22 protein-coding genes are annotated in these 21502 nt (G+C 68.1%); 7 read left to right on the top strand and 15 right to left on the bottom strand.

Annotated features, from left to right (window positions below; translation table 11 throughout):
* Window positions 1–30: 30 nt before the first annotated feature.
* Genes dapF through GOARA_RS05845 form a run of 3 tightly spaced genes read right to left on the bottom strand, consistent with a single transcriptional unit; the run spans window position 31 to window position 2591 of the window.
* Window positions 31–930: a diaminopimelate epimerase gene (gene dapF / locus GOARA_RS05855; RefSeq protein ID WP_007321406.1), complete on the bottom strand. Its 900-nt coding sequence runs from the start codon at window positions 928–930 to the stop codon at window positions 31–33.
* A 9-nt stretch (window positions 931–939) separates the two neighbouring features.
* Window positions 940–1860 (bottom strand): tRNA (adenosine(37)-N6)-dimethylallyltransferase MiaA, encoded by a 921-nt coding sequence (miaA, locus tag GOARA_RS05850; RefSeq protein WP_007321405.1) that lies wholly within the window; start codon window positions 1858–1860, stop codon window positions 940–942.
* On the bottom strand, window positions 1857–2591 hold the full coding sequence (locus tag GOARA_RS05845) for a class III extradiol ring-cleavage dioxygenase family protein (protein WP_040521904.1): 735 nt from the start codon (window positions 2589–2591) through the stop codon (window positions 1857–1859). Before GOARA_RS05845 ends, miaA begins: the two co-directional genes overlap by 4 nt.
* Before the next feature lie 117 nt (window positions 2592–2708).
* Here GOARA_RS05845 and GOARA_RS05840 point away from each other — a divergent pair, with 117 nt between their 5' ends.
* Window positions 2709–4073, top strand: a complete 1365-nt coding sequence (locus GOARA_RS05840) for a DUF349 domain-containing protein (protein ID WP_007321403.1) — start codon at window positions 2709–2711, stop codon at window positions 4071–4073.
* A gap of 421 nt (window positions 4074–4494) precedes the next feature.
* Here GOARA_RS05840 and GOARA_RS05835 read toward each other — a convergent pair whose 3' ends face one another.
* Together GOARA_RS05835 and miaB are read right to left on the bottom strand one after the other, a co-directional pair.
* Window positions 4495–5130, bottom strand: coding sequence for an Rv2732c family membrane protein (locus tag GOARA_RS05835; RefSeq protein WP_007321402.1), 636 nt, complete (start codon window positions 5128–5130; stop codon window positions 4495–4497).
* Between the two features lie 32 nt (window positions 5131–5162).
* Window positions 5163–6722: a tRNA (N6-isopentenyl adenosine(37)-C2)-methylthiotransferase MiaB gene (miaB, locus tag GOARA_RS05830; protein ID WP_007321401.1), complete on the bottom strand. Its 1560-nt coding sequence runs from the start codon at window positions 6720–6722 to the stop codon at window positions 5163–5165.
* 113 nt (window positions 6723–6835) lie between these two features.
* Here miaB and GOARA_RS05825 point away from each other — a divergent pair, with 113 nt between their 5' ends.
* Genes GOARA_RS05825 through GOARA_RS05810 form a run of 4 tightly spaced genes read left to right on the top strand, consistent with a single transcriptional unit; the run spans window position 6836 to window position 10141 of the window.
* A complete protein-coding gene (locus tag GOARA_RS05825; RefSeq protein WP_040521902.1) occupies window positions 6836–7564 on the top strand; it encodes an amino acid ABC transporter ATP-binding protein in 729 nt (242 codons plus the stop codon).
* Window positions 7564–8595, top strand: coding sequence for a transporter substrate-binding domain-containing protein (locus GOARA_RS05820; RefSeq protein ID WP_007321399.1), 1032 nt, complete (start codon window positions 7564–7566; stop codon window positions 8593–8595). Before GOARA_RS05825 ends, GOARA_RS05820 begins: the two co-directional genes overlap by 1 nt.
* On the top strand, window positions 8592–9275 hold the full coding sequence (locus GOARA_RS05815; RefSeq protein ID WP_007321398.1) for an amino acid ABC transporter permease: 684 nt from the start codon (window positions 8592–8594) through the stop codon (window positions 9273–9275). The genes GOARA_RS05820 and GOARA_RS05815 overlap by 4 nt, the downstream gene beginning before the upstream one ends.
* Window positions 9272–10141: an amino acid ABC transporter permease gene (locus GOARA_RS05810; protein WP_007321397.1), complete on the top strand. Its 870-nt coding sequence runs from the start codon at window positions 9272–9274 to the stop codon at window positions 10139–10141. Before GOARA_RS05815 ends, GOARA_RS05810 begins: the two co-directional genes overlap by 4 nt.
* Window positions 10142–10147: 6 nt before the next feature.
* Here GOARA_RS05810 and GOARA_RS05805 read toward each other — a convergent pair whose 3' ends face one another.
* The 8 genes from GOARA_RS05805 to pgsA all read right to left on the bottom strand — a co-directional run bounded on the left by GOARA_RS05805 (window position 10148) and on the right by pgsA (window position 15739).
* The gene (locus GOARA_RS05805) at window positions 10148–10672 is read right to left on the bottom strand and encodes a regulatory protein RecX (RefSeq protein WP_007321396.1); all 525 of its coding nucleotides are present in this window, start codon (window positions 10670–10672) and stop codon (window positions 10148–10150) included.
* Window positions 10673–10684: 12 nt separating this feature from the next.
* Entirely contained in the window at window positions 10685–11749 is a 1065-nt protein-coding gene (gene recA / locus GOARA_RS05800; RefSeq protein WP_007321395.1) for a recombinase RecA, read from the bottom strand.
* A 211-nt stretch (window positions 11750–11960) separates the two neighbouring features.
* Window positions 11961–12155 (bottom strand): DUF3046 domain-containing protein, encoded by a 195-nt coding sequence (locus tag GOARA_RS05795; RefSeq protein WP_007321394.1) that lies wholly within the window; start codon window positions 12153–12155, stop codon window positions 11961–11963.
* 10 nt (window positions 12156–12165) lie between these two features.
* Window positions 12166–13353, bottom strand: coding sequence for a glycosyltransferase (locus GOARA_RS05790; protein WP_007321393.1), 1188 nt, complete (start codon window positions 13351–13353; stop codon window positions 12166–12168).
* 10 nt (window positions 13354–13363) lie between these two features.
* Window positions 13364–14158: a PspA/IM30 family protein gene (locus tag GOARA_RS05785; protein ID WP_007321392.1), complete on the bottom strand. Its 795-nt coding sequence runs from the start codon at window positions 14156–14158 to the stop codon at window positions 13364–13366.
* 84 nt (window positions 14159–14242) lie between these two features.
* Window positions 14243–14569, bottom strand: a complete 327-nt coding sequence (locus GOARA_RS05780) for a helix-turn-helix domain-containing protein (RefSeq protein ID WP_007321391.1) — start codon at window positions 14567–14569, stop codon at window positions 14243–14245.
* Window positions 14569–15093: a CinA family protein gene (locus tag GOARA_RS05775; protein WP_007321390.1), complete on the bottom strand. Its 525-nt coding sequence runs from the start codon at window positions 15091–15093 to the stop codon at window positions 14569–14571. Before GOARA_RS05775 ends, GOARA_RS05780 begins: the two co-directional genes overlap by 1 nt.
* Window positions 15086–15739 (bottom strand): CDP-diacylglycerol--glycerol-3-phosphate 3-phosphatidyltransferase, encoded by a 654-nt coding sequence (gene pgsA / locus GOARA_RS05770; RefSeq protein WP_007321389.1) that lies wholly within the window; start codon window positions 15737–15739, stop codon window positions 15086–15088. The genes GOARA_RS05775 and pgsA overlap by 8 nt, the downstream gene beginning before the upstream one ends.
* Before the next feature lie 85 nt (window positions 15740–15824).
* Here pgsA and GOARA_RS05765 point away from each other — a divergent pair, with 85 nt between their 5' ends.
* Window positions 15825–16373, top strand: coding sequence for an amino-acid N-acetyltransferase (locus GOARA_RS05765; protein WP_040521900.1), 549 nt, complete (start codon window positions 15825–15827; stop codon window positions 16371–16373).
* A 15-nt stretch (window positions 16374–16388) separates the two neighbouring features.
* Here the strand turns inward: GOARA_RS05765 and GOARA_RS05760 are convergent, their stop codons facing one another.
* Window positions 16389–17372, bottom strand: coding sequence for a TerC family protein (locus GOARA_RS05760; RefSeq protein WP_007321387.1), 984 nt, complete (start codon window positions 17370–17372; stop codon window positions 16389–16391).
* 186 nt (window positions 17373–17558) lie between these two features.
* Entirely contained in the window at window positions 17559–20372 is a 2814-nt protein-coding gene (locus GOARA_RS05755) for a DNA translocase FtsK (protein WP_138947563.1), read from the bottom strand.
* 205 nt (window positions 20373–20577) lie between these two features.
* Here GOARA_RS05755 and GOARA_RS05750 point away from each other — a divergent pair, with 205 nt between their 5' ends.
* Window positions 20578–21498, top strand: coding sequence for a type IV toxin-antitoxin system AbiEi family antitoxin domain-containing protein (locus GOARA_RS05750; RefSeq protein ID WP_007321384.1), 921 nt, complete (start codon window positions 20578–20580; stop codon window positions 21496–21498).
* The last annotated feature ends 4 nt before the right edge of the window (window positions 21499–21502 follow it).

Below are 21502 nucleotides of genomic sequence, written 5' to 3'. Positions count from 1 at the left end.
GGCGCATCCGGGTTTCCCGGTTCCGGGTTCTCAGGCCAACGCGCCGTCGAACAGCTCGCCGCGCGCAACGAGTCGCGAGGGCCCGCGCAGCGTCGATCCGGTCACTCCGTCGATCTCGACCTCGACGCGTCCGCCGGGCACCGTCAGCCTCAGCTGTCCACTCTCGCGGTCCCGCGACGCGAGGGCAGCGCTGGCCGCGGCCACCAGTCCGGTGCCGCAGCTACGGGTCTCCCCCACGCCGCGCTCGATCACGCGCATCGATGCCGATAGCACGGCACCGTCGCTGACCGGCTCGGTCACCAACTCCACGTTCACGCCCTCGGGGAACACCGACGCGTCGAAGTCAGCTCCGCCGGTGAAGTCGAGGGCGGCGAGTTCCTTGTGACTCAGCCCGGCCACGACACAGGCAAGGTGCGGATTGCCGACGTCGACGGCAAGTCCGCGGTAGACGTGCCCGTCGATCGTCGCCGCCGACGTCACGCCACGCCGAGCGGGACCCATCTGCACGCTGACATCGGCGCTCGTCGGGGTGAACTCGTGTATCCGCACGGGTCGGGCCCCCGCCCGCGAGCCCACGACGAATTCGTCGGTGTCCGCCAAACCGACGACCCGGCAGAAGTGGGCGAAGACGCGGACGCCGTTGCCGCACATCTCGGCGATGGAGCCGTCGGCGTTTCGGTAGTCCATGAAGAGGTCGTCGGCAGCGATCCCTTCGCCTAATCCGTTCAGTACGCCGGCGTCGACGAGAGTGCCCGCACGGGCCACCCGCAGCAGCCCGTCGGCACCGATCCCCCGCTGCCGGTCGCACAGCGCGGCGACCGTCGCCGGCTCCAGCGCAAGGAGGGCGCCGGGATCGTCGACGATGATGAAGTCGTTCTGCGTCCCGTGGCCCTTCCAGAAGTCCCGCGGGAACGCCGCAGCGCTAGTCACCGGCCCAGTCTACCCAGGTGCACGGTCGCGATAATGCGCCGCAACCGCGTCGGCGAGCCCCGCGTCACCGCCGTCGAACCAACGGATTCGCGGGTCGCGCCGGAACCAGGAGCGTTGGCGGCGCACGTACCGCCGCGTGCCGATGAACGTCAGCTCGCGGGCGCGGTCGACGTCGTATTCGCCGTCGAGATGAGCCACGACCTGCGCGTATCCGATGGCCCGGATCGCTGTCTGCCCGTCGCGCAGACCGGTCGCCAGCAGCCCTTCGACCTCGTCGACGAATCCGGCGTCGAACATGTCGTCGGTCCGCGCGGCGATGCGACGGTCGAGAGCCTCGGTGTCGCGGTCCACGCCGACGATCACCGCGCCCCACCGCGGATCCCCGATCTGCGGCTGCGAGGCGGCGAAGGGCCGTCCGGTCAGCTCGACGACCTCCAACGCTCGGACGATCCGCCGGCCGTCGGTGTCCAGGATCGCACCGGCCGCCACCGGATCGACCTCCGCCAGCCGCCGATGCATCTCCGCGGTCCCTATGCGCGCCAGCTGATCCTCGTATCGCCCTCGAACGGCAGGGTCGGTGGGCGGCAGGGCCCACTCGTCGACGAGCGCCTGGAAGTACATCATCGATCCCCCGACGACGACCGGCGTGCGCCCGCGGGCCATGATCGCCTCGACGTCGGCGATCGCCGCGCGCTGATAGCGGGCCACCGTCGCCGTCTGCGTCACGTCCAAGACGTCGAGTTGATGGTGGACGATTCCCCGTCGTTGCGACGACGGCAGCTTCGCCGTTCCGATGTCCATGCCGCGGTACTGCTGCATGGCGTCGGCGTTGACGATCTCCCCGTCGAAGCGCTCCGCCACGTCGAGGGCGACGTCAGATTTTCCGCTCGCCGTCGGGCCGACGACGACGATCGGAACCGGTCGGGTCATCGGAACCGCCAGGTCACGACGTTGTACCCGACCCCCAGCGGTGCTCCGCGGTAATGCACGTTCGCCTCCGCGGTCGCTGGCGCACAGCGGGCGGCCACCTCCCATGCCCCGCGGCCGGAGACGCCCCATCGCGAGCACTCGCCCCAATCCAACGACCGCACGGCCGCCGGGTCGCCGGAGCCCAGGGCGGCGTCGATGCGCGCCTGAAGCGCTACCGCTTCGGATTCCCTGCCGCCGCCGGGCGCGCGGTCGCTCAGATGAATGGCGCCATCTCCGACGACCAGTAGGGCGACCGGCACAGACCCGGTGAGACGCTCGTTCAACTCATCGGCGATCCGCTCGCAGTCATCCGGATCGGAATCTGCCCGAAGCACGGTCGGCACGACCGTCACCCGGTCGGCGTCGGGAACGCATTCGCGCGCCCAGCCGGCCAGCAGCATCGAGGTGGGCAGGGAGCCGACCAGCCCGGCCTCGACGCCCGGGCGCAGGGCCACGCGTCGGTTCACCCCGAACCCGCCGAAGGAACCGGCGTCGGGGTGAACCGCGTCCGGACTGGCGATCGACCCGGCGTCGTCGGGGCCGACGGCCAGCCAATCCCCGGTCAGCGCCGCTTGGTCGGCAGCCGCCGCCCGCACCGCTTCCCGGACCGGCGCGACTTCGACCGCTCCGGCACCGGACACCTCGGGAACCAGCGCCGGGGCGCCCGGGACGAAGACCACCGAAATCAACACAACCCACGACGCTAGTCGACCTGCTTGAATAGAGCCCAGCGCCCCGGGCCTCCGGGCGCGCACCGATGAGATCCAGGCAGCCGTGACGCGCGGCACGACAACGGTGAGGACACCGCCATGACGACCTCCGACTCCGAGAACGCGACCGACGCAACGCCCGCGGCCGCACCCAAACCGGCTCCGAAACCCGGACCGCGCCCCGGGCCGCGACCCACTGCGCGCCCGGTGACCCATGCGCCGATCACCCACCAGCCGACGCACGCGGGAGATCCGCACGAGTTCGGCCGGGTCGACGAGAAGGGCGTGGTCTGGCTCAAGACCCCCGACGGCGAACGCGAGATCGGCCAGTGGCAGGCGGGCAGTCCCGACGAAGGCCTGGCGCACTACTCGCGGCGCTTCGAAGATCTGGCGACCGAGGTGGAGATCCTGGAGGAGCGGCTGGCCGCCCGGTCGGGTGATCCGCGGAAGACACGCACGGCGGCACAGCATCTCCTCGACGCACTGCCGACCGCTCATGTCATCGGTGACGTCGCAGCGCTCGAATCCCGGCTGCGGGCGATCACCGCAACAGCGGAGGACGTCGCCGAAGAGGTCAAGGCCGAACGCGCGAAGGAGCGCGAGGCAGCGATCGCGCGCAAGGAGGCGTTGGCCGTCGAAGCCGAGCAACTCGCCGCCGATTCGACCCAGTGGAAAGAGGCTGGCGACCGAATCCGCGCCATTCTCGACGAGTGGCGCGAGATCAAGGGCATCGACCGGCGCACGGATGATGCGCTGTGGAAGCGCTATGCCCGCGCCCGCGACAAGTTCAACCGCCGTCGCGGCGCGCATTTCGCCGAACTCGACCGCGACCGACTCGCGGCCAAGGAACGCAAGGAAGCGCTCATCGAACAGGCCGAAGAGTTGTCCTCGTCGACCGATTGGGGCCCAACCTCCGCACGATTCCGCGAGTTGATGAACGAGTGGCGTGCCGCCGGCCGCGCCCCGCGCGACGTGGACGATGCGCTGTGGCAGCGGTTCAAGGCCGCCCAAGACGTGTTCTTCGGCGCGCGCAACGCCGAGACGGCGCAGCGCGACGAGGAGTTCGCCGCCAACGGCGAGGCCAAGGCGAAGCTCCTCGACGATGCCGAGCAGGCGATCGACCCGGTGGCCGACCTACCCGCCGCACGGCGCACGTTCCGCACGCTGCAGGAGAAGTGGGACGCCATCGGCAAGGTGCCACGCGACCAGATGGGCCGTCTCGACGGCCGGTTCCGCGCCCTCGAGCGCAAGATCCGCGACGCGGAACAGGAGAGCTGGCGCCGCGAGGACCCCGAAGTCGCCGCACGCGCAGCACAATTCGCGGAGAAGGTCGCGACCCTGGAGGAGCAGGCGCGCAAAGCCGAGGAGCGCGGCAAGGCCGGCGAGGCCAAGAAGCTGCGCGAGCAGGCCAAGCAGTGGCAGGAGTGGGCCGACGCGGCGAAGAGCGCCGTCTCCGACCGCTGACCGTGCCCACATTTCCGCCGACCGTGCCCAGTTTCTCGCCGACCGTGCCCAGTTTCGCGTCGACCGTGCCCAGCTTTGCGTCGACCGTGCCTTTGTGACTCAGCCGGCAACGACCGATCCCGACTGGGCTATGTGGCCGGCGACCTGATCAGGCTCGGCACGAATCGATCGCCGTAGCACTTGGGAGCCGGTCCGATGAGTTCCGCGGAAGTGGTGCCAATCGCCCTCCCGCAGGATTCGTCATGCGCCTGTCGTCGGGCTTCACCAGCTCGCGAGCCAGAGCCGGGCACGGTCGACGTAGATCTGGGCACGATCGGCGGGAATGTGGGCACGGTCGACGTAGATCTGGGCACGATCGGCGGAAATCTGGGCACGATCGGCGGGATTCTGGGCACGATCGGCGCTATTGGGCCCCGTCGGTTCAGTCGCTGTCGGTGCGGTCGCGGCGAGGGGAGTCGGTCAGGCCGCGCATGCGCTCCTCTTCCCTCGCGGCGGCTTCGCGCCGTTGTGACTCGATCGCGAGCTGGTACTCGTTGCGCGACCAGACGACTCGCGCCCAGTGGAACGACAGCACGATCATCGCCAGCAGGCCGAGGATCAAGCCGACGCCGACGCCACCCGGCGGGGGCAGCAGCTGGCCGTCGGGACCGGGGATCGCGTTGATTCCGGCGGTCGTCCGCGACCACCACGCCAACATTCCGGCGACCACCGAGACCATGCATCCGCACAGCGCGATCCAGGCCAGCGTCCACCGACGGGTCACCAGCGCCAAGGCCGACAACAGCACGCCGAAGATCAGCAAGAGGTAGACGAAGACCCGCGAGGTGATGATGATCTGGGCCTTTTGAGCCGCATCGTTGAAGCTCAGCACGTCGAAGCCGTTGACCGAACCGGTGTGCGGCAGCGCGAGCGATACGACGGCGACGAGAACCGCGACGGCCACGACGAGCGCCCGGGCGCCCGGATCGATCTCGCCCGCGACCTTCTTCTCGGCCTTGCGGAGATCTTCCTCGAACTGCTCGAACCCGCCGCTCGGCTGTGTCGAATCGCTGCTCACATCGTGTCCCGTCGTTTGGTGTGGTCGGTGGCCTAGGAGCAACCGCCCGACGAGCACCCGGAAACCGCGGGCTCGGCGGGCCGCGCACCGATCGTCGGCAGGCCGAGGCCCACACCCGAAGCGGTCGTCGGGCGCAGGTTCGCCTCGTGGGCGTCGCCGGCGCGTGTGTTGCGGATCGTGCGCACCCCGCCGTCCGCCATCAGGTGATGGGGTGCGGCGGAGGTGATGGTGGTGGTCACGATGTCACCCGGGCGAATCTTGACACCCGGAGCCGAACCGTCGGCACCGGGTGCGAAATGCACCAGCCGACCGTCGCGGGCCCGCCCGGTGAGCCGTTCGTGTTCGGCGCTCTTACGGGAGGAGTCGGCGGTGACCAACAGTTCGACCTCGGTGCCGACGAGGGTCTCGTTCTCGGCCAGGCACACTTTCTCCTGCAACGCGATCAGCCGCTGATAGCGCTCGGTGACGACCTCCGGCGGAACCTGGTCGGGCATGGTCGCGGCCGGCGTCCCGGGGCGCGGCGAGTACTGGAAGGTGAAGGCCGAGCTGAACCTGGCCGCCTCGACGACGTCGAGCGTGGCCTGGAAATCCTCCTCGGTCTCACCCGGAAAGCCGACGATGATGTCGGTGGTGATCGCGGCATGGGGCATCGCGGCGCGCACACGGTCGAGGATGCCGAGGAACTTCGTCTGCCGGTAAGAGCGGCGCATCGCCTTCAACACGCGATCGGAGCCCGACTGCAACGGCATGTGCAGCTGCGGGCACACGTTCGGCGTCTGAGCCATCGCCTCGATCACGTCGTCGGTGAACTCGGCGGGATGCGGCGAGGTGAAACGGACCCGCTCCAGGCCGTCGATCGTGCCGCATGCGCGCAGCAGATCGGCGAAGGCGCCTCGGTTGCGCGGCTGCTCCGGGTCGGCGAACGACATGCCGTAGGCGTTGACGTTCTGGCCGAGCAGCGTCACCTCCAGAACCCCCTGGTCGACGAGGGCCTGCACCTCGGAGAGGATGTCGGCCGGGCGACGGTCGGTTTCCTTCCCGCGCAACGACGGCACGATGCAGAACGTGCAGGTGTTGTTACAGCCGACCGACACCGACACCCAGCCCGAGTAGGCCGAATCGCGGCGCGCGGGCAGCGTCGACGGGAAGCGCTCCAGCGATTCGAGGATCTCGACCTGGGCCTCGTCGTTGTGGCGCGCCCGATCGAGCAGTGCGGGCAGCGAGCCGATGTTGTGCGTGCCGAACACCACGTCGACCCAGGGCGCGCGGTCCAGGACGGTGGACTTGTCCTTCTGCGCGAGGCACCCGCCGACGGCGATCTGCATGCCCGGCTTGCGCCGCTTCACCGGCGCCAGGTGCGACAGGTTGCCGTACAGCTTGTTGTCGGCGTTCTCGCGCACGGCGCACGTGTTGAACACGACCAGATCGGGCTCGTCACCGTCGGCCGCCGCTACGTAGCCGGCCTCCTCCAGGAGGCCCGAGATCCGCTCCGAATCGTGCACGTTCATCTGGCAACCGAAAGTGCGCACCTCATAGCTGCGCCGGTCCTCGCCGGGGCGCAACGTATCGATGGGCAGGCTGTCGGTACTCACCTGTACCAGGATAGTGCGGTGGACAAACCGACTTGCACTGCCTCGGCTTCGCACCGGTACTAAGGTGGTCGGTTATGACAGCAGCGGCGTCCCCCGATCCCCAAGCCACCCCGATGATCTCGCTGCGCCACGTCGACAAGCACTACGGCGATCTCCATGTGCTCAAAGACATCAACATCGACATTCCCACCGGTCAGGTCGTCGTGCTCCTCGGTCCGTCGGGTTCGGGAAAGTCGACACTGTGTCGCACCATCAACCGGCTCGAACCCATCGACAGCGGTGAGATCTATCTCGACGGAACGCTCCTGCCCGAGGAAGGCCGGGGGCTGGCCAACCTGCGGGCCGAGGTCGGAATGGTCTTCCAGTCCTTCAACCTCTTCGCGCACAAGACGATCCTGGAGAACGTCACGCTCGCGCCGATCAAGGTCCGCAAGAAATCCAAGTCCGACGCCGAGGCGATGGCGATGACCCTGCTGGAGCGCGTCGGGGTCGCCGAGCAACGCGACAAATACCCCGCCCAGCTGTCCGGCGGCCAACAGCAGCGCGTCGCGATCGCCCGGTCACTCGCGATGGAGCCGCGGGTGATGCTGTTCGACGAGCCCACCTCCGCACTCGACCCGGAGATGGTCAACGAGGTTCTCGACGTCATGGTGTCGCTGGCGCACGAAGGGATGACCATGGTCGTGGTCACCCACGAGATGGGTTTCGCCCGCAAGGCGGCGGAGCGCATCATTTTCATGGCCGACGGGGCGATCGTGGAGGACACCGACCCGGATTCCTTCTTCACCTCGCCGACCAGCGCGCGGGCCAAAGACTTCCTCTCGAAGATCCTGGACCACTGATGGGCCGCCCAGTCACGTCGCGGCCGATGCGCCGCGCGGCACGCATTCTCGGCGCATTCGTCGTCCTCGCCGCCTGCGCCGGGATGCTGACCGCGTGCGGCAGCAATCCGCGGAACCTGCTCGACTCGATCCGGTCGGGACACGTCATTCTCGGCACGAAGTACGACCAGCCCGGACTCGGCCTGCGCGACCCCACCAAGGACACGATCATCGGCTTCGACCCGTCGGTTTCCACTTTCGTGGTCAACCACATCGCGGACAAGCTTGGCGTCGCCCGCCCCCGCATCACTTGGCGGGAGACGCCGTCGGCGCAGCGCGAGGCCCTCATCAGCTACGGCGAGGTCGACATGATCGCGGCCACCTATTCGATCAGCGCGAGTCGCGCGGAAAAGGTCGACTTCGCCGGCCCCTACCTGATCAACTACCAGGGGCTGCTGGTCCGCGGGGAGAACTCTCCGGTGCGCACCCTCGGCGATCTCGACAACCCCGACCGCATTCTCTGCTCGGTGACCGGCTCCACCCCGGCGCAGAACGTCAAGCGCCAGCTACCCGGTGTGCAGCTGCAGGAATTCGACTCCTATTCGTCCTGTGTCGAGGCCCTCAGCAACGACAAGGTCGACGCGTTGACCACCGACGAGGTGATCCTCGCCGGCTACGCCCACTTCTTCCCGAAATACGACATGAGGGTGCTGAGCATGACGTACCCGCACGACACCTGCAGCCCCAAGGGTGACTTCATCCCCGCCGGGCGACCGTTCTCCACCGAGCGCTACGGCATCGGCATGGCGAAGGGCCAGCCCGACGCGGTGGCCGCCGTCAACGAGGCACTGCGCGCGATGCTCGCCCCGCGCGACGGCCACCCGTCGCGATGGGAGGAGGCGCTGCGCGGCGCCATCGGCGACGAGACCGTCGACCAGATGATCAGACGCGCGGCCGAGCCCGGCTCGCGTTTCGGATTCGAACCATCACCTGGCGACCTGAGCTTCCTGGAGTCGACTTCCACACCGTGTCCGACGGGAATGGCCCGATGAGCACGCTGTGGGCGGACATGGCTCCAGCCTTGTGGCCGGCTTTCTGGACCACGCTGAAGCTGACGGCGCTGTCGGCGGTCGGCGCCACGATCTGGGGCGTGATCCTCGCCGGCATGCGGGTCTCCCCGGTCCCGGTGATGCGATGGTTCGCCACCGGCTACGTCAACGTCGTGCGCAACACCCCGCTGACGCTGATCGTGCTGTTCTGTTCCTTGGGCCTGTACACGAATCTCGGTGTAGCGCTGGCTCCCGCCGGCCCCAGCTTCGTGGCCAACAACAACTTCTGGCTGGCCGTGCTGGCCTTCGTGCTGTACACGGCCACCTTCGTCTGCGAAACGCTGCGGGCCGGCTTCAACACCGTGCCGCTCGGACAGGCCGAGGCCGCACGATCCCTGGGCCTCGGCTTCCTGCAGGTCTTCGGCGTCATCGTGTTGCCGCAGGCGCTGCGCTCCGTCATCGCCCCGATGGGCAGCGTCCTGATCGCGTTGACGAAGAACACGACGATCGCCTCGGTGATCGGCGTCGCCGAGGCCGCTTTGCTGATGAAGACGCAGATCGAGAACCACGCCAACCTCGTGCTCGCGATCTTCGCGGTCATCGCGGTCGGCTTCATGATCATCACGCTGACCGAAGGCTTCGTCTTCGGCTGGCTGGCCCAACGATTCGCGGTGAAACGATGAGCGCAGAAGCCACCGTTCTTTACGACGCCCCCGGCCCGAGGGCGCGGATCCGCAACGCGGTCATCGCGGCGGCGTTTCTCGCCGTTATCGCGGTCGTCAGCGCCTGGGTGATCATGCGGCTCGGCGATCGCGGCCAGCTCACCGGAGACATGTGGCGCCCGTTCATCACCGCGTCGACGTGGACGGTCTACATCCTCCCGGGACTGTGGGGCACGATCAAAGCCGCCGTCGTGTCGATCGTCGCGGCACTGGTCCTGGGTGCGTTCCTCGGCATCGGCCGGCTGTCCGAACACCGGGCGGTGCGGTTGTTCTGCGGCGCGTTCACCGAGGGCTTCCGCGCCATCCCGGTGCTGCTGCTCATCTTGTTCACCTACTACTTCTACGCCCAGTACGGCATCGTCCCACCGTCCCAGCTGGCCTTCGCGGCCGTGGTCACGGGCCTCACCCTCTACAACGGCACCGTGATCGCGGAGATCTTGCGCTCCGGAATCAACTCGCTGCCACGCGGGCAGAGCGAGGCCGGAACCGCGCTGGGTTTGCGCAAGTCCCAGTTGATGCGGATGGTCTTGCTCCCCCAGGCGGTGACCGCGATGCTGCCGGCTCTCGTGTCGCAAATGGTGATCGCGCTGAAGGACAGTGCGCTGGGCTACATCATCGGCTACGTGGAGGTCGTCCGCTCGGGCATCATGTCGGCGTCCTTCTACGGCAACTACATTCCGGCGCTCATCGTGGTCGCCCTGGTGATGATCGCCATCAACTTCTCCCTGTCGGCCTTCGCGACCTGGCTGGAGAAGCGCATGCGCAGCGGCCGCGGCAAGCGCGGAAAGGTGGAGGCCGTCGACCTCGAGGAAGCCGTCGCGCCGTGACGGCGGTCAGCTGCGGGAGTGCTCTCGCAGTTGCTCCCCGACCACGTCGTGGACCAGCCCCTGCGGGAAGCCGCGCCGCAGCAGCATCCCGCTGAGCCGCCGCTTCATGGATTCGCGGACCTCGCGTTCGCTCAGATCGGCCTTCGACGACGAGAGCTTGCGCTCGACCAGTTCACGCGCACGGCGGTATTCGTCGTCCGGGTCGACCTCTTCGAGGGCCGCTACGACGAAGACTTCGTCAATTCCTTTGGCCCGCAACTCGTGCCGCAGACCGACACTGCCGCGCCGCGAGTACTCGGCCCTCGAACGAACCCACTCGCGAGCGAACTCCTCGTCGTCGAGCAGCTGATGCTTGTCGAGACGGGCCATGACGGCCTCGATCTCCTCGGAACTGAAGCCGCGCCGCGTCAACCGCTCGACCATCTCGCTGCGGCTGCGGGCGCGCACGCCCAGCAGCCGCAACGCGGCGTCCCATGCGGATACCTTCCGAGGCCGCTCCGGCTGGTCGGCGGTATCCGCCGGCTCGGTCACTCCGGTTCCCTTCTAGAACTCGACGGGGGCCGGTGCCAGCGCGTCCGGATCGACCTCGGCACCCGCCCCTTCAGCCGGAACTCCGACGCCGAGCTTGTCTTTGATCTTCTTCTCGATCTCGTCGGCGATATCCGGGTTCTCCTTGAGGAAGTTACGGGCGTTCTCTTTGCCCTGCCCCAACTGATCGCCCTCGTAGGTGAACCAGGATCCGGATTTGCGGATGAATCCTTCGTTGACGCCGAGATCGATCAGCGACCCCTCGCGCGAGATGCCCTCGCCGTAGAGGATGTCGAATTCGGCCTGCTTGAACGGCGGCGCGACCTTGTTCTTCACGACCTTCACGCGGGTCCGGTTGCCGACCGCGTCGGTGCCGTCCTTGAGGGTCTCGATGCGACGCACGTCCAGCCGCACCGATGAGTAGAACTTCAGGGCCTTACCGCCGGTCGTCGTCTCCGGCGAGCCGAACATCACTCCGATCTTCTCGCGCAACTGGTTGATGAAGATCGCCGTGGTGTTGGAGTTGCTGAGCGCCGAGGTCATCTTGCGCAGCGCCTGGCTCATCAGCCGCGCCTGCAGGCCGACGTGGCTGTCGCCCATCTCGCCTTCGATCTCGGCCCGCGGCACCAGGGCGGCGACGGAGTCGATGACCAGGATGTCCAGTGCGCCCGAACGGATCAGCATGTCGGCGATTTCCAGCGCCTGCTCACCCGTATCCGGCTGGGAGACCAGCAGCGCATCGGTGTCGACCCCGAGCTTCGCGGCATAGTCGGGGTCCAGCGCGTGCTCGGCGTCGATGAACGCGGCGATCCCGCCCTGGGCCTGAGCGTTGGCCACCGCGTGCAGCGCGACCGTCGTTTTACCCGAAGACTCCGGGCCGTAGATCTCGACGACGCGGCCGCGCGGCAGTCCGCCGATTCCCAGCGCGATGTCCAGGGCGACCGACCCCGTCGGGATGATCTCGATGGGCTGGCGGGTCTCCTCGCCCAGTCGCATGACCGAGCCCTTGCCGTAGTTCTTGTCGATCTGGGCCAGAGCCAGATCGAGCGCCTTCTCGCGGTCCTGCGATGCGGGGGCCATGGTGCTCTCCTTGCGTGCGCTGTCGGTGGTGCTTGGTTGTCGTTGGGTCTGTGTGTGCGTCACGGTATTGGCGCGGTCGGACAATTCCGGTCCGGCGACCGGTTCACCCAACCCCGGCTACAACTTGGACGCGCTGCGGTCGGTTTCGGTTCCACCGCCGAGATTACACAACGTTCGAACGTCTGTTCGTCAACGACACACTGGGCGTGTCCTACCACTTCGTTCGCGGCACATCGAAATCGCGGCACAGTGCGCGCCAGACGTCGCGGGGGTCGACCCCGTCCTCGATCGCTTGGGCACCGGTGCGCCCGCCGAGATCGGTCAGCACATGATCCACCAGCATCGATGCCGCTGCCTGCTCGCCGAACTGGTCGTACATGAGTTCGGTGAAGTCTGTCAGGCGCATACCGCCGACCCTACGACAGCCGGTCCGAGACCGCCCGTTGCACCACCGCGACCGGATCGACCACCGACGCCCCCGACGCCGCGACGCGTCTGGCCGCCGTCGCGAAACCCGGTTCGTCGAGCACCCGGCGCACCGCGTCCGCGATCCGCGCCGGATCGGGTTCTCGGACCGTCACACCGGCGCCCAGTCGCTCGACGCGCGCCGCCAATTCCTGCTGATCTCCCCCGCCGGGCACCATCACCACCGGCACCCCCGCTCCGAGCGCTTTCGCCAGCATGCCGTGACCGGCACCGCACACCGCCGCCGACGCGCGCGCCAGCACCTCGTCTTGACGCCCGGTGCCGGCGACGAGCTCGGCGATCCCCGACCCCGCACCGTCGCGCAGCTCTCGCACCGAGGGCAGATGCAGCCCCGACAGCACGACGCGCACGGGTCGTCCGAGCACGTTCACACCCAATCCGCGCAGCGCTCCGTCGGCGAGCCCGCCCTGTCCGGTCACCGCGGTCGACGGCGCGACCACGACGAGAGGATCCGGGGTCTGGCCGACGTCGAACAGCTCCCGCGTCGGCTCCCAGAGCAACGGGCCGACGAGGTGGGCATCGGCCGGCCAGTCTGGCCGGCGCACCTCCAGCGCGGGCAGCGTGGCGACCAGCCTGGCCACCGGTCGCTCTGCCACGGTCAGCCCGATCGAGGCGCGCGCCTGCTCGCGCTGCCGCGCACCCGAGGCGATGGCTCGTGCGCTCATAGCGCGGAGCGCGCGGTCGCGCAGCCGGCCGACGCCGCCGCGCCCGGCGGCCAGGCCCATGCCGATCGGCGGCAGACCCCGGGACTGGTCGTAGAGCGGGTGCGGCGAGAGTTCGGCCCACGGCAGCCCCGCGAGCTCGGCGCCCCAGGCTCCCGCACGGGTGATGATGTCGCTCACCACCACGTCGAATCGTCCGCACAGCCGCGGTGCCAGCAGCAACGCCATCCGGGCGGCACGAGTGCTGAGTTTCGCCCCGGCGTCGGCATCGTCGTCATCGTCGGCGGCCGCCAGTCCCGGCAGTTCGGCGACCTCTCCTCCGGTCAGAGCCGCCCCGGACCATCGGGTCCCGGTGAAGACGGTGGCTTCGTGACCGGCCGCGGCCAATCGCTCGGCAAGGGCGAACGCGGGAAACGCGTGGCCGGCCTCGTCACCGGCCACGACGGCCACGCGCATCGAAGGTACTTTAGTCCGCGGGATTCGCCTGCGGCTTCGCCTTCTTCTCCAGCGACGGCGCCGCCGCGGAGTCACCCTTCGGCAGCTCGCCCATGCTGGCGCGGATCTGCTCGAGCCGGGCGTGTCCGGCCAGCTTCGTGCTGGACGCCTCGACCTCGGCCATGCGCCCGGACACCGAGTTGCGCGCCAATTCGGCCGAACCGAGGGCATTGGCGTAACGCTGCTCGATCTTCTCGCGAACCTGGTCGAGGTTCGGGGTGTTGCCCGGCACGGTCAGTTCGCTCATCTGCTGCAGCGACGCGCTGACCTGCTCCTGCATCTTCGCCTGCTCGAGCTGCGTGAGCAGCTTGGAGCGCTCGGCCAGTTTCTGCTGCAACATCATGGCGTTGCGCTCCACGGCTGTCTTAGCTTCCGCGGCGGCGTGCAGCGACTGGTCGTGCAAGGTCTTGAGGTCCTCGACCGACTGCTCGGCGGTGACCAGCTGTGCGGCGAACGCCTCGGCGGCGTTCGTGTACTCGGTGGACTTCGCGGTGTCGCCGGCGGCCGTCGCCTGATCCGACAGGGTCAGCGCCTGGCGAACGTTGGCCTGCAACCGCTCGACGTCTTCGAGCTGGCGGTTGAGCTTCATCTCCAACTGGCGCTGGTTTCCGATGACGGCCGCGGCCTGCTGAGAAAGCGCCTGGTGCTGTCGCTGAGCGTCCTCGATCGCCTGCTGGATCTGGATCTTGGGATCGGCCTTCTCGTCGATCGTGGCGTTCCCCCAAGCCTTCATGTAGTTCCACAGCTTCACGAACGGGTTGGCCATCGCTTTTTACTCTTTCGTCTCGTTGTGCACGCCACACGACGGTCCGTGGACGGCTGATGGGATCAAATCTAACGTGCCGGATGCCTACGCGGCAGCCAGCTGGTCGGAATGGCCGCTCGACGGGCCCGTGGCGGCGACGACGACGGGCGCGGCCACCGGCGATGCGTCCTCGCCCCGCAGCGCGGTTCCCGCGTCGACGAGCAGGTCGGCCAATTCCAGGTCGAGGGCCTCGCAGATCGAGGCGAGCAACTCGCTCGACGCCTCCTTCTGCCCGCGCTCAACCTCGGACAGGTAGCCCAGCGACACCCGTGCGGCGGTGGAAATCTCCCGCAGGGTCCGCTGCTGAGAGGTCCGGGCTTGACGCAGGCCGGCGCCCAGCACCTCTCGCAGAAGCACGCCTTGCTCTGCCATCAAGCCTCCTTCGTCGCGCTGCTGTCCGCGCGCACCATCGTCAACAGTTCCTCCAACGCTCGTCTGGCCGAGGTTAGTCGAATTTCCCAGCGGCTGCCGGTCAGGTCCCACCGTTGGGTCACGACCTCGTCCGAGAGGACCCGTCGATGCGCGATTCCGCAGAAGACGGTCCCGGGCTCGTGTCCGTCCTGCGGCTCCGGTCCGGCGACCCCCGTAAGGGAAACGCCCCAGTCCGCTCCCGCATTCCGCGCGACGCCCAGCGCCAGTGCCCTCGCGGTACTGGCCGCGACCGGTCCGTCGGCGGCCAGCCTGCCGGGATCGGCTCCTCCGAGAGTCGCTTTGAGGTCCGTCGCGTACACGACGACCCCGCCTCGCAGGACCGCGCTCGCACCCGGGATTCCGGCGATCGTCGCCGACAACAGTCCGGCGGTCAAGGATTCGGCGGTCGCGACCGTGTCTCCGCGCCGGCGGAGCTCGGCGACGACGTCGGCGGCGACGGTGCCCGAACTCAGCGGATCAGTCACCGACGGACCCGCTTCGTGCGCGACGCCGCAGGGCCAGCGCTTGGTAGACGTAGTCGACGCCGGTCGCGACGGTGACGACCACGGCCGCGCCCATGACGATGTGAGCCGACCATTCCCACGGATGCGGCAGCGGCATCACGTAGAGACCGATCGCGATCGATTGCAGCAGCGTCTTCAGCTTGCCGCCGCGACTGGCCGGGATGACGCCGTGGCGCAGCACCCAGAACCGCAACACGGTCACGCCGACCTCGCGCGCGATGATGATCGCCGTGACCCACCACGGCAGGATGCCCAGGACCGACAGCCCGACCAGCGCGGCACCGATCAGTGCCTTGTCGGCGATCGGGTCGGCGAGCTTTCCGAAGTCGGTGACGAGGTTGTACTTGCGCGCGAGCCGCCCGTCGACCTGGTCGGTGACGGCCGCCACCGCGAAGATCACGAAGGCCGCCCACCGCCAGAAGGTCGACTGCCCGTCGTCGACGAGAAGCGCGACCACGAACACCGGGACGAGGAACAGACGAAGCACGGTCAGCAGGTTGGCGATATTCCACACCGACGGTGCGACCGGCACGGGGTCGCCGGCGACAGCCTCCCGGGCGCCCGGGGCGGTATCGCGCGCCGTCGCGCCGCCCTCGCAGATTTCCACCGCCTCAGCCTAGCTGCACGCCGATCGATCCGAGCGGTCGGGCAAACGGCAGTGCGTCGCCCTGCCGGGGCTACGCTGTTTGTCCATGACGTCTGAATCCGTTCCATCCGCCGTGCCTGTGGTCCGCCGCGCCCGCACTTCGGATGTGCCGCGGATCAAAGAGCTGATCGACGTCTACGCCGGCCGGATCCTCCTGGAGAAGAACCTCGTCACCCTGTACGAGTCGATCCAGGAATTCTGGGTGGCCGAGACCGACGAGGGCGTCGTCGGCTGCGGCGCGCTGCACGTCCTGTGGTCCGACCTCGGCGAGGTCCGGACCGTGGCCGTCGACCCCGCGTGTTCTGGCCGCGGCGTCGGCCACCGGATCGTCGCGCGCCTACTGGCCGAGGCCCGCAGCCTCGACCTGCACCGAGTTTTCGTCCTGACCTTCGAGACCGAGTTCTTCAGCAGGCACGGATTCGCCGAAATCGAGGGCACGCCGGTCACCCGCGAGGTGTTCGAAGAGATGTGCCGCTCCTACGACACCGGTGTCGCCGAGTTTCTCGACCTGTCCTACGTCAAGCCGAACACGCTGGGCAACACGCGGATGCTGGCCGTCCTCGACGACAGTCACGACCTGCCGGCAGCCGACTAGTCCGGCACGGGAACGCTAATCCCGTGTCTCGCCGGCGCGGGATTTCCGGACCGACGAGTAGACCAGGCTCGCGACCGTGGTCACCACCAGTGTCGCGCCGATCACTCCCAGCGACAGTCCGGTGGAGATCTCCGGGACCGAGACGTGCTCGCCACCGTTGATGAAGCCGAGCGTGTTCTCGTGCAGCGCGTGCAGGACCAGCTTCACACCGATGAACGCGAGGATGAACGAGAGCCCGTAGGAGAGGAACACCAGTCGGTCGAGCAGTCCGCCGATGAGGAAGTAGAGCTGTCGCAGGCCCATCAGGGCGAAAGCGTTGGCCGCGAACACCAGGTAGGGCTCCTGGGTCAGGCCGTAGATGGCCGGGATCGAGTCGAAGGCGAAGAGCAGGTCGGTGAAGCCGATGACGATCAGCACCAGCAGCAGCGGCGTCGCCATGCGGCGGCCGTCGACGCGGGTGAACAGCTTGTCGCCGTCGTAGTTCTCGCTGGTGCGCAAGTGCCGTTTCGCGAATCGCTCGATGCGGCCCTCTTTCGCGGGCTCGTCGCTCTCGCGAAGCATGTTGATGGCCGTCAGGATGAGGATCAGGCCGAACGCGTAGAACACCCAGCTGTACCGGGCGATGGCCGCGGCGCCGGCCGCGATGAAGACGCCGCGCATGACCAGCGCCATCACGATGCCCAGCAGCAGCACCTTCTGCTGATAGATCCGCGGTACCGCGAACTTCGCCATGATGACGACGAAGACGAACAGGTTGTCGACCGAGAGTGCCTTCTCGGTGACGTAGCCCGCGAAGTATTCACCGGCGAATGTGCCACCCCAGCGCCACCACACGAAGAAGCCGAAGGCTATCGCGATGCCGATGTAGACCGTCGACCAGAAGCCGGATTCGCGCAGCGTCGGCTCATGCGGGACGCGGACGTGCGAGACGAAGTCGAAGACGAACAGACCGAGTACCACCGCGCAGGTGATCACCCAGGTGAGCAGTGAGATATCCAACGGTTAAACCCTCCAGCGCGCAACACAAGGAAGCGATGCTGGAGGTCTCTCCCATCCGCGAAGCGGACCGGCGTCCCGGGAGTCGCGTTCCGGCGCGATCGGCGCACCGGATCTGCGACGCCGTACTGACGAGAGCGCCGTCGGTGGGGATACTCCCCTCCTGATCGTGCCTTCCAGTCTAGCCGGTCAGCCGGCGCCCGCCGACGGGTCCCCGCCGTTGATCGACGCGATGACGCCGGCCAGGTCCTCGGGCTTCACCAACACCTCGCGGGCCTTGGATCCCTCCGACGGTCCGACGATGCCGCGCGTCTCCATCAGATCCATCAGGCGGCCGGCCTTGGCGAATCCGACGCGCAGCTTGCGCTGCAACATCGACGTGGAGCCGAACTGACTGCTGACGACGAGTTCGATGGCCTGCAACAGATCGTCGAGATCACCGCCGATGTCGGCGTCGATCTCTTTCTTGTCGCCGGCCTTGGCCTCGGTGACGCCGTCGACGAACTCCGGTTGTGCCTGCTCTTTGGCGAATTCGACGACGGCGCTGATCTCCTCGTCGGTGATGAACGCGCCCTGCAGCCGGATGGGTTTACTCGCCCCCATCGGCAAGAACAGACCGTCGCCCATGCCGATGAGCTTCTCGGCCCCCGGCTGGTCGAGGATGACGCGGGAGTCGGTCAGCGACGAGGTCGCGAACGCCAGTCGCGACGGCACATTCGTCTTGATCAATCCGGTGACGACGTCGACCGACGGCCGCTGGGTGGCCAGCACGAGGTGGATTCCCGCCGCGCGCGCCTTCTGCGTGATGCGCACGATGGCGTCCTCGACGTCGCGCGGAGCGGTCATCATGAGGTCGGCGAGCTCGTCGACGATGGCGACGATGTAGGGGTACGGCTGGTAGACGCGTTCGCTGCCCAGCGGCGCGGTGATGTCACCCGAGCGGACCTTGGCGTTGAAGTCGTCGATATGGCGGACGCGACTCGCCTTCATATCCTGGTAGCGCTGCTCCATCTCCTCGACCAGCCAGGCCAGCGCGGCCGCGGCCTTCTTCGGCTGCGTGATGATGGGCGTGATCAAGTGCGGGATGCCCTCGTAGGGGGTCAGCTCGACCATCTTCGGGTCGATGAGGATCATCCGGACGTCGTCCGGCGTCGACCTGGCCAGCAGCGAGACCAGCATCGAGTTGACGAAACTCGACTTACCCGAGCCGGTGGAACCCGCGACCAACAGGTGCGGCATCTTCGCGAGGTCGGCGGTGACGAAGTCACCCTCGATGTCCTTGCCGAGACCGATGACCAGCGGATGCTTGTCCTTGCGGGTCTTCGGCGCCTTGAGGACGTCGGCCAGGCGGACCATCTCGCGATCGGCGTTAGGGACCTCGATGCCCACCGCCGACTTCCCCGGGATGGGCGCCAGGAGCCGCACGTTGTCGGTGGCCGCCGCATAGGCGATGTTGCGCTGCAGCGCGGTGATCTTCTCGACCTTGACGCCTGGTCCGAGCTCGACTTCGTACCGGGTGACGGTCGGTCCGCGCGTGTAGCCGGTGACCGCGGCGTCGATCTTGAACTGCTCCAGCACGCCGGTGATGCGATCGATCATCTCGTCGTTCGCGCGGCTTCCGCGCTTGGGCGGATCGCCGTCGATGAGCAGCTTGGCCGGCGGCAGCCGGTACGCCCGCTTGCGCGGCGGGCGCGCGGCGGGCGCCGCTCCCTGCTGTGCTCGACCCGCACCGACCGGAACGATCGGCTGAGTCACCTCGTCGCCGATGGGCATGGTCACCTGATTCGCGAGTTCGACGTCGTCGAGCGATCCCATCACCGCGGCCGGGGCGGGCACACCGTCGGGCGGATAGTTCTCGTGCGGCGTCGGCGCCCGCCGGGGAGCGCGCGGCGCACGGGGAATGCTCCCGTAGCCGAAGTCCACGTCGGAGGCGTCGGCGGCGCCGTCCTCGTCGGGGACGTCGTCATCCCACGGCGCCGGTACGGCGACCGGCTCCTCCGCGTCGTAGTCGTCGTAGGCGTACTCGTCGCCGTCGTCATATTCGTCGTAGGCGTACTCGCCGTCTTCGCCGTCGTAGTCATCGGCGAAGTCGTCGGCGCCCACCACGCCATAGCTTCCGACACCGGTGCCGAGGCCGAGATAGCCGCGGATGCCGTGGAAGATCTCGCGCGCCGAGTGGCGGCTGATTATCACCGCACCGCTGAGGCAGACCAGAACGAGCAACGGGACTGCGAGCCACACGGTGACACCGCTGGTCAGCGGCGTGCCCGCGGCGAAACCCAGAAATCCGCCTGCGGCGCTGCGGCCGTCGATGTCGGCGGGCTGTCCGGCCATCAGATGGATGAGCCCGAGGACGGCCAGTACGACGAGGAGCGCGCCCACCATGATCCGCGGCCGACGCACATGGTCGGCGGGACGGCGCATGAGCACCATGGCCGCCAGGAACAGGAGGACCGGAATCGCGAAGGCCCCGATGCCGACGGCCGCGCGAACCAGCGCGTCGATGAACGGGCCGACCGGCTCGGCGACGTGGAACCAGACGAACGCGACGAGTGCGGCCGCGAGGACCAGAAGGATCAGCGCGATCGAGTCGCGGCGCGGCTCGGGCGCCGCCGCGGACTCCTCGCCGTAGACGTCGGGGTCATCCGTGTGCTCGTAGTCGCTGCCGATCCGGGCGACGGACCCGACCGCCCGCGCGGCGAAGCCCCACACCGTCGCGATGCCGTGACCGACACGCGCTCCGGCAGTCGGGCGGTGCAGATCGACCGAGGCGTTGGAGACCCGGGTAGCTCGTTTGGACTGGTTGGCCCGACCGGTGCCGCGGGAATTCGCCGACCGCGTCGTCGAATTACGCGCTCCGCTGCGACTACCGGACGCCGCCGTGCGCCCGCCCGACGAGCGGGTCTTCGCCTTGGTCGATCCAGACCGGGCCGGTTGGGACTTGCCCGACCCGCGCGAAGCGGCCGAGCGCGCAGAAGAACGACTGGGTGCCTTCGAAGCCATGGGGAAACTCTAACGCCCCCGTTAACAAGAGTCACATACGCCACACAGGTTACGTATCCGCCGTGTCGTTTTCGTGACATCCGGTTCCTCCCGCACGAATTCGCAGATCCCGACGGGATCGCGTCGGGATATGTGGAACGGTGCGGGAGGAAGCACGTCGACGCCGCCGCGGAACCGTCCCGGACGCTGCTGCGTCAAAGAAGGTATGGACACACCGCCCTCTGATCCGAACGGAATCATCTATCGAGCGGCAGCGCTTGCGCACGGACTGAGCGACCGTGAACTGCGTCGAGCCAGCCAACCGGGCGAAGATCTGATCAAACTAGCCCCTGGCTGCTTCGCCCACACCATGCCGGGAAGCTACCCCGACGAACATCACCGTCGGTTCGCCTTGGCGGTCGCGGGCAAGCCCGACGCCGCCGGCGGAGTGCTGAGCCACCAATCTGCCGCCGCCGTGCACCGACTCGGTCTCCTGCACTGCGACTTTCGTCGCGTGCACTTCACCTCGGGAACCAAGTCGGGCGACATTCGGACAGTCCGGCACACCCACTCCGGGCAGCTGTCCGAGGACGAGGTCACCGTCGTCGACGGCGTCGCCGTGACGACTCTTGAGCGCACCGCTGTCGACCTGGCCTGCGCGAGCAGATTCCCGGGCGCACTGACCGTCGTCGACTCCGCGTTGCGCGCGGGCGCCGATCGCGAACTGATGGCCGACATCTGCGGTCGTCGCCGACGCGCAGGAGTCCGCATGGCCCGTCGTGCGATCGCGGTGGGCAACGCGAAGGCCGATAACCCCGGTGAGTCGTGGTGCCGTGCGCAGATGATCGCCGCCGGGCTCCCCGAGCCCACACTTCAGCGCGAGTTCTGGGCCGACGGCGCACAGTATTTCGTCGACTTCGATTGGGAGGGAAAGGTGGTCCATGAGTTCGACGGCGAGACGAAGTACACGAAGCTGCGTCGTCCGGGTGAGGATGCCTCGCAGGTCGTCATCCGGGAAAAGGTCCGCGAGGACCGGCTGAGGGGCTTGGGACTCACCGTCGACCGATCGACCTGGTCGGATCTGAAGTCCAACTCGATGATCCCGCGCCTCACCAAGGTTCTTCGGGCTCGCGGACTCCTGCCATAGCCGG

Origin of the sequence: Gordonia araii NBRC 100433 (assembly GCF_000241265.1) — a bacterium.
In the GTDB taxonomy this organism is placed as follows: domain Bacteria; phylum Actinomycetota; class Actinomycetes; order Mycobacteriales; family Mycobacteriaceae; genus Gordonia; species Gordonia araii.
Note: the sequence above shows the minus strand (reverse complement) of the source record. Positions and strands in the feature narration are given on the sequence as shown.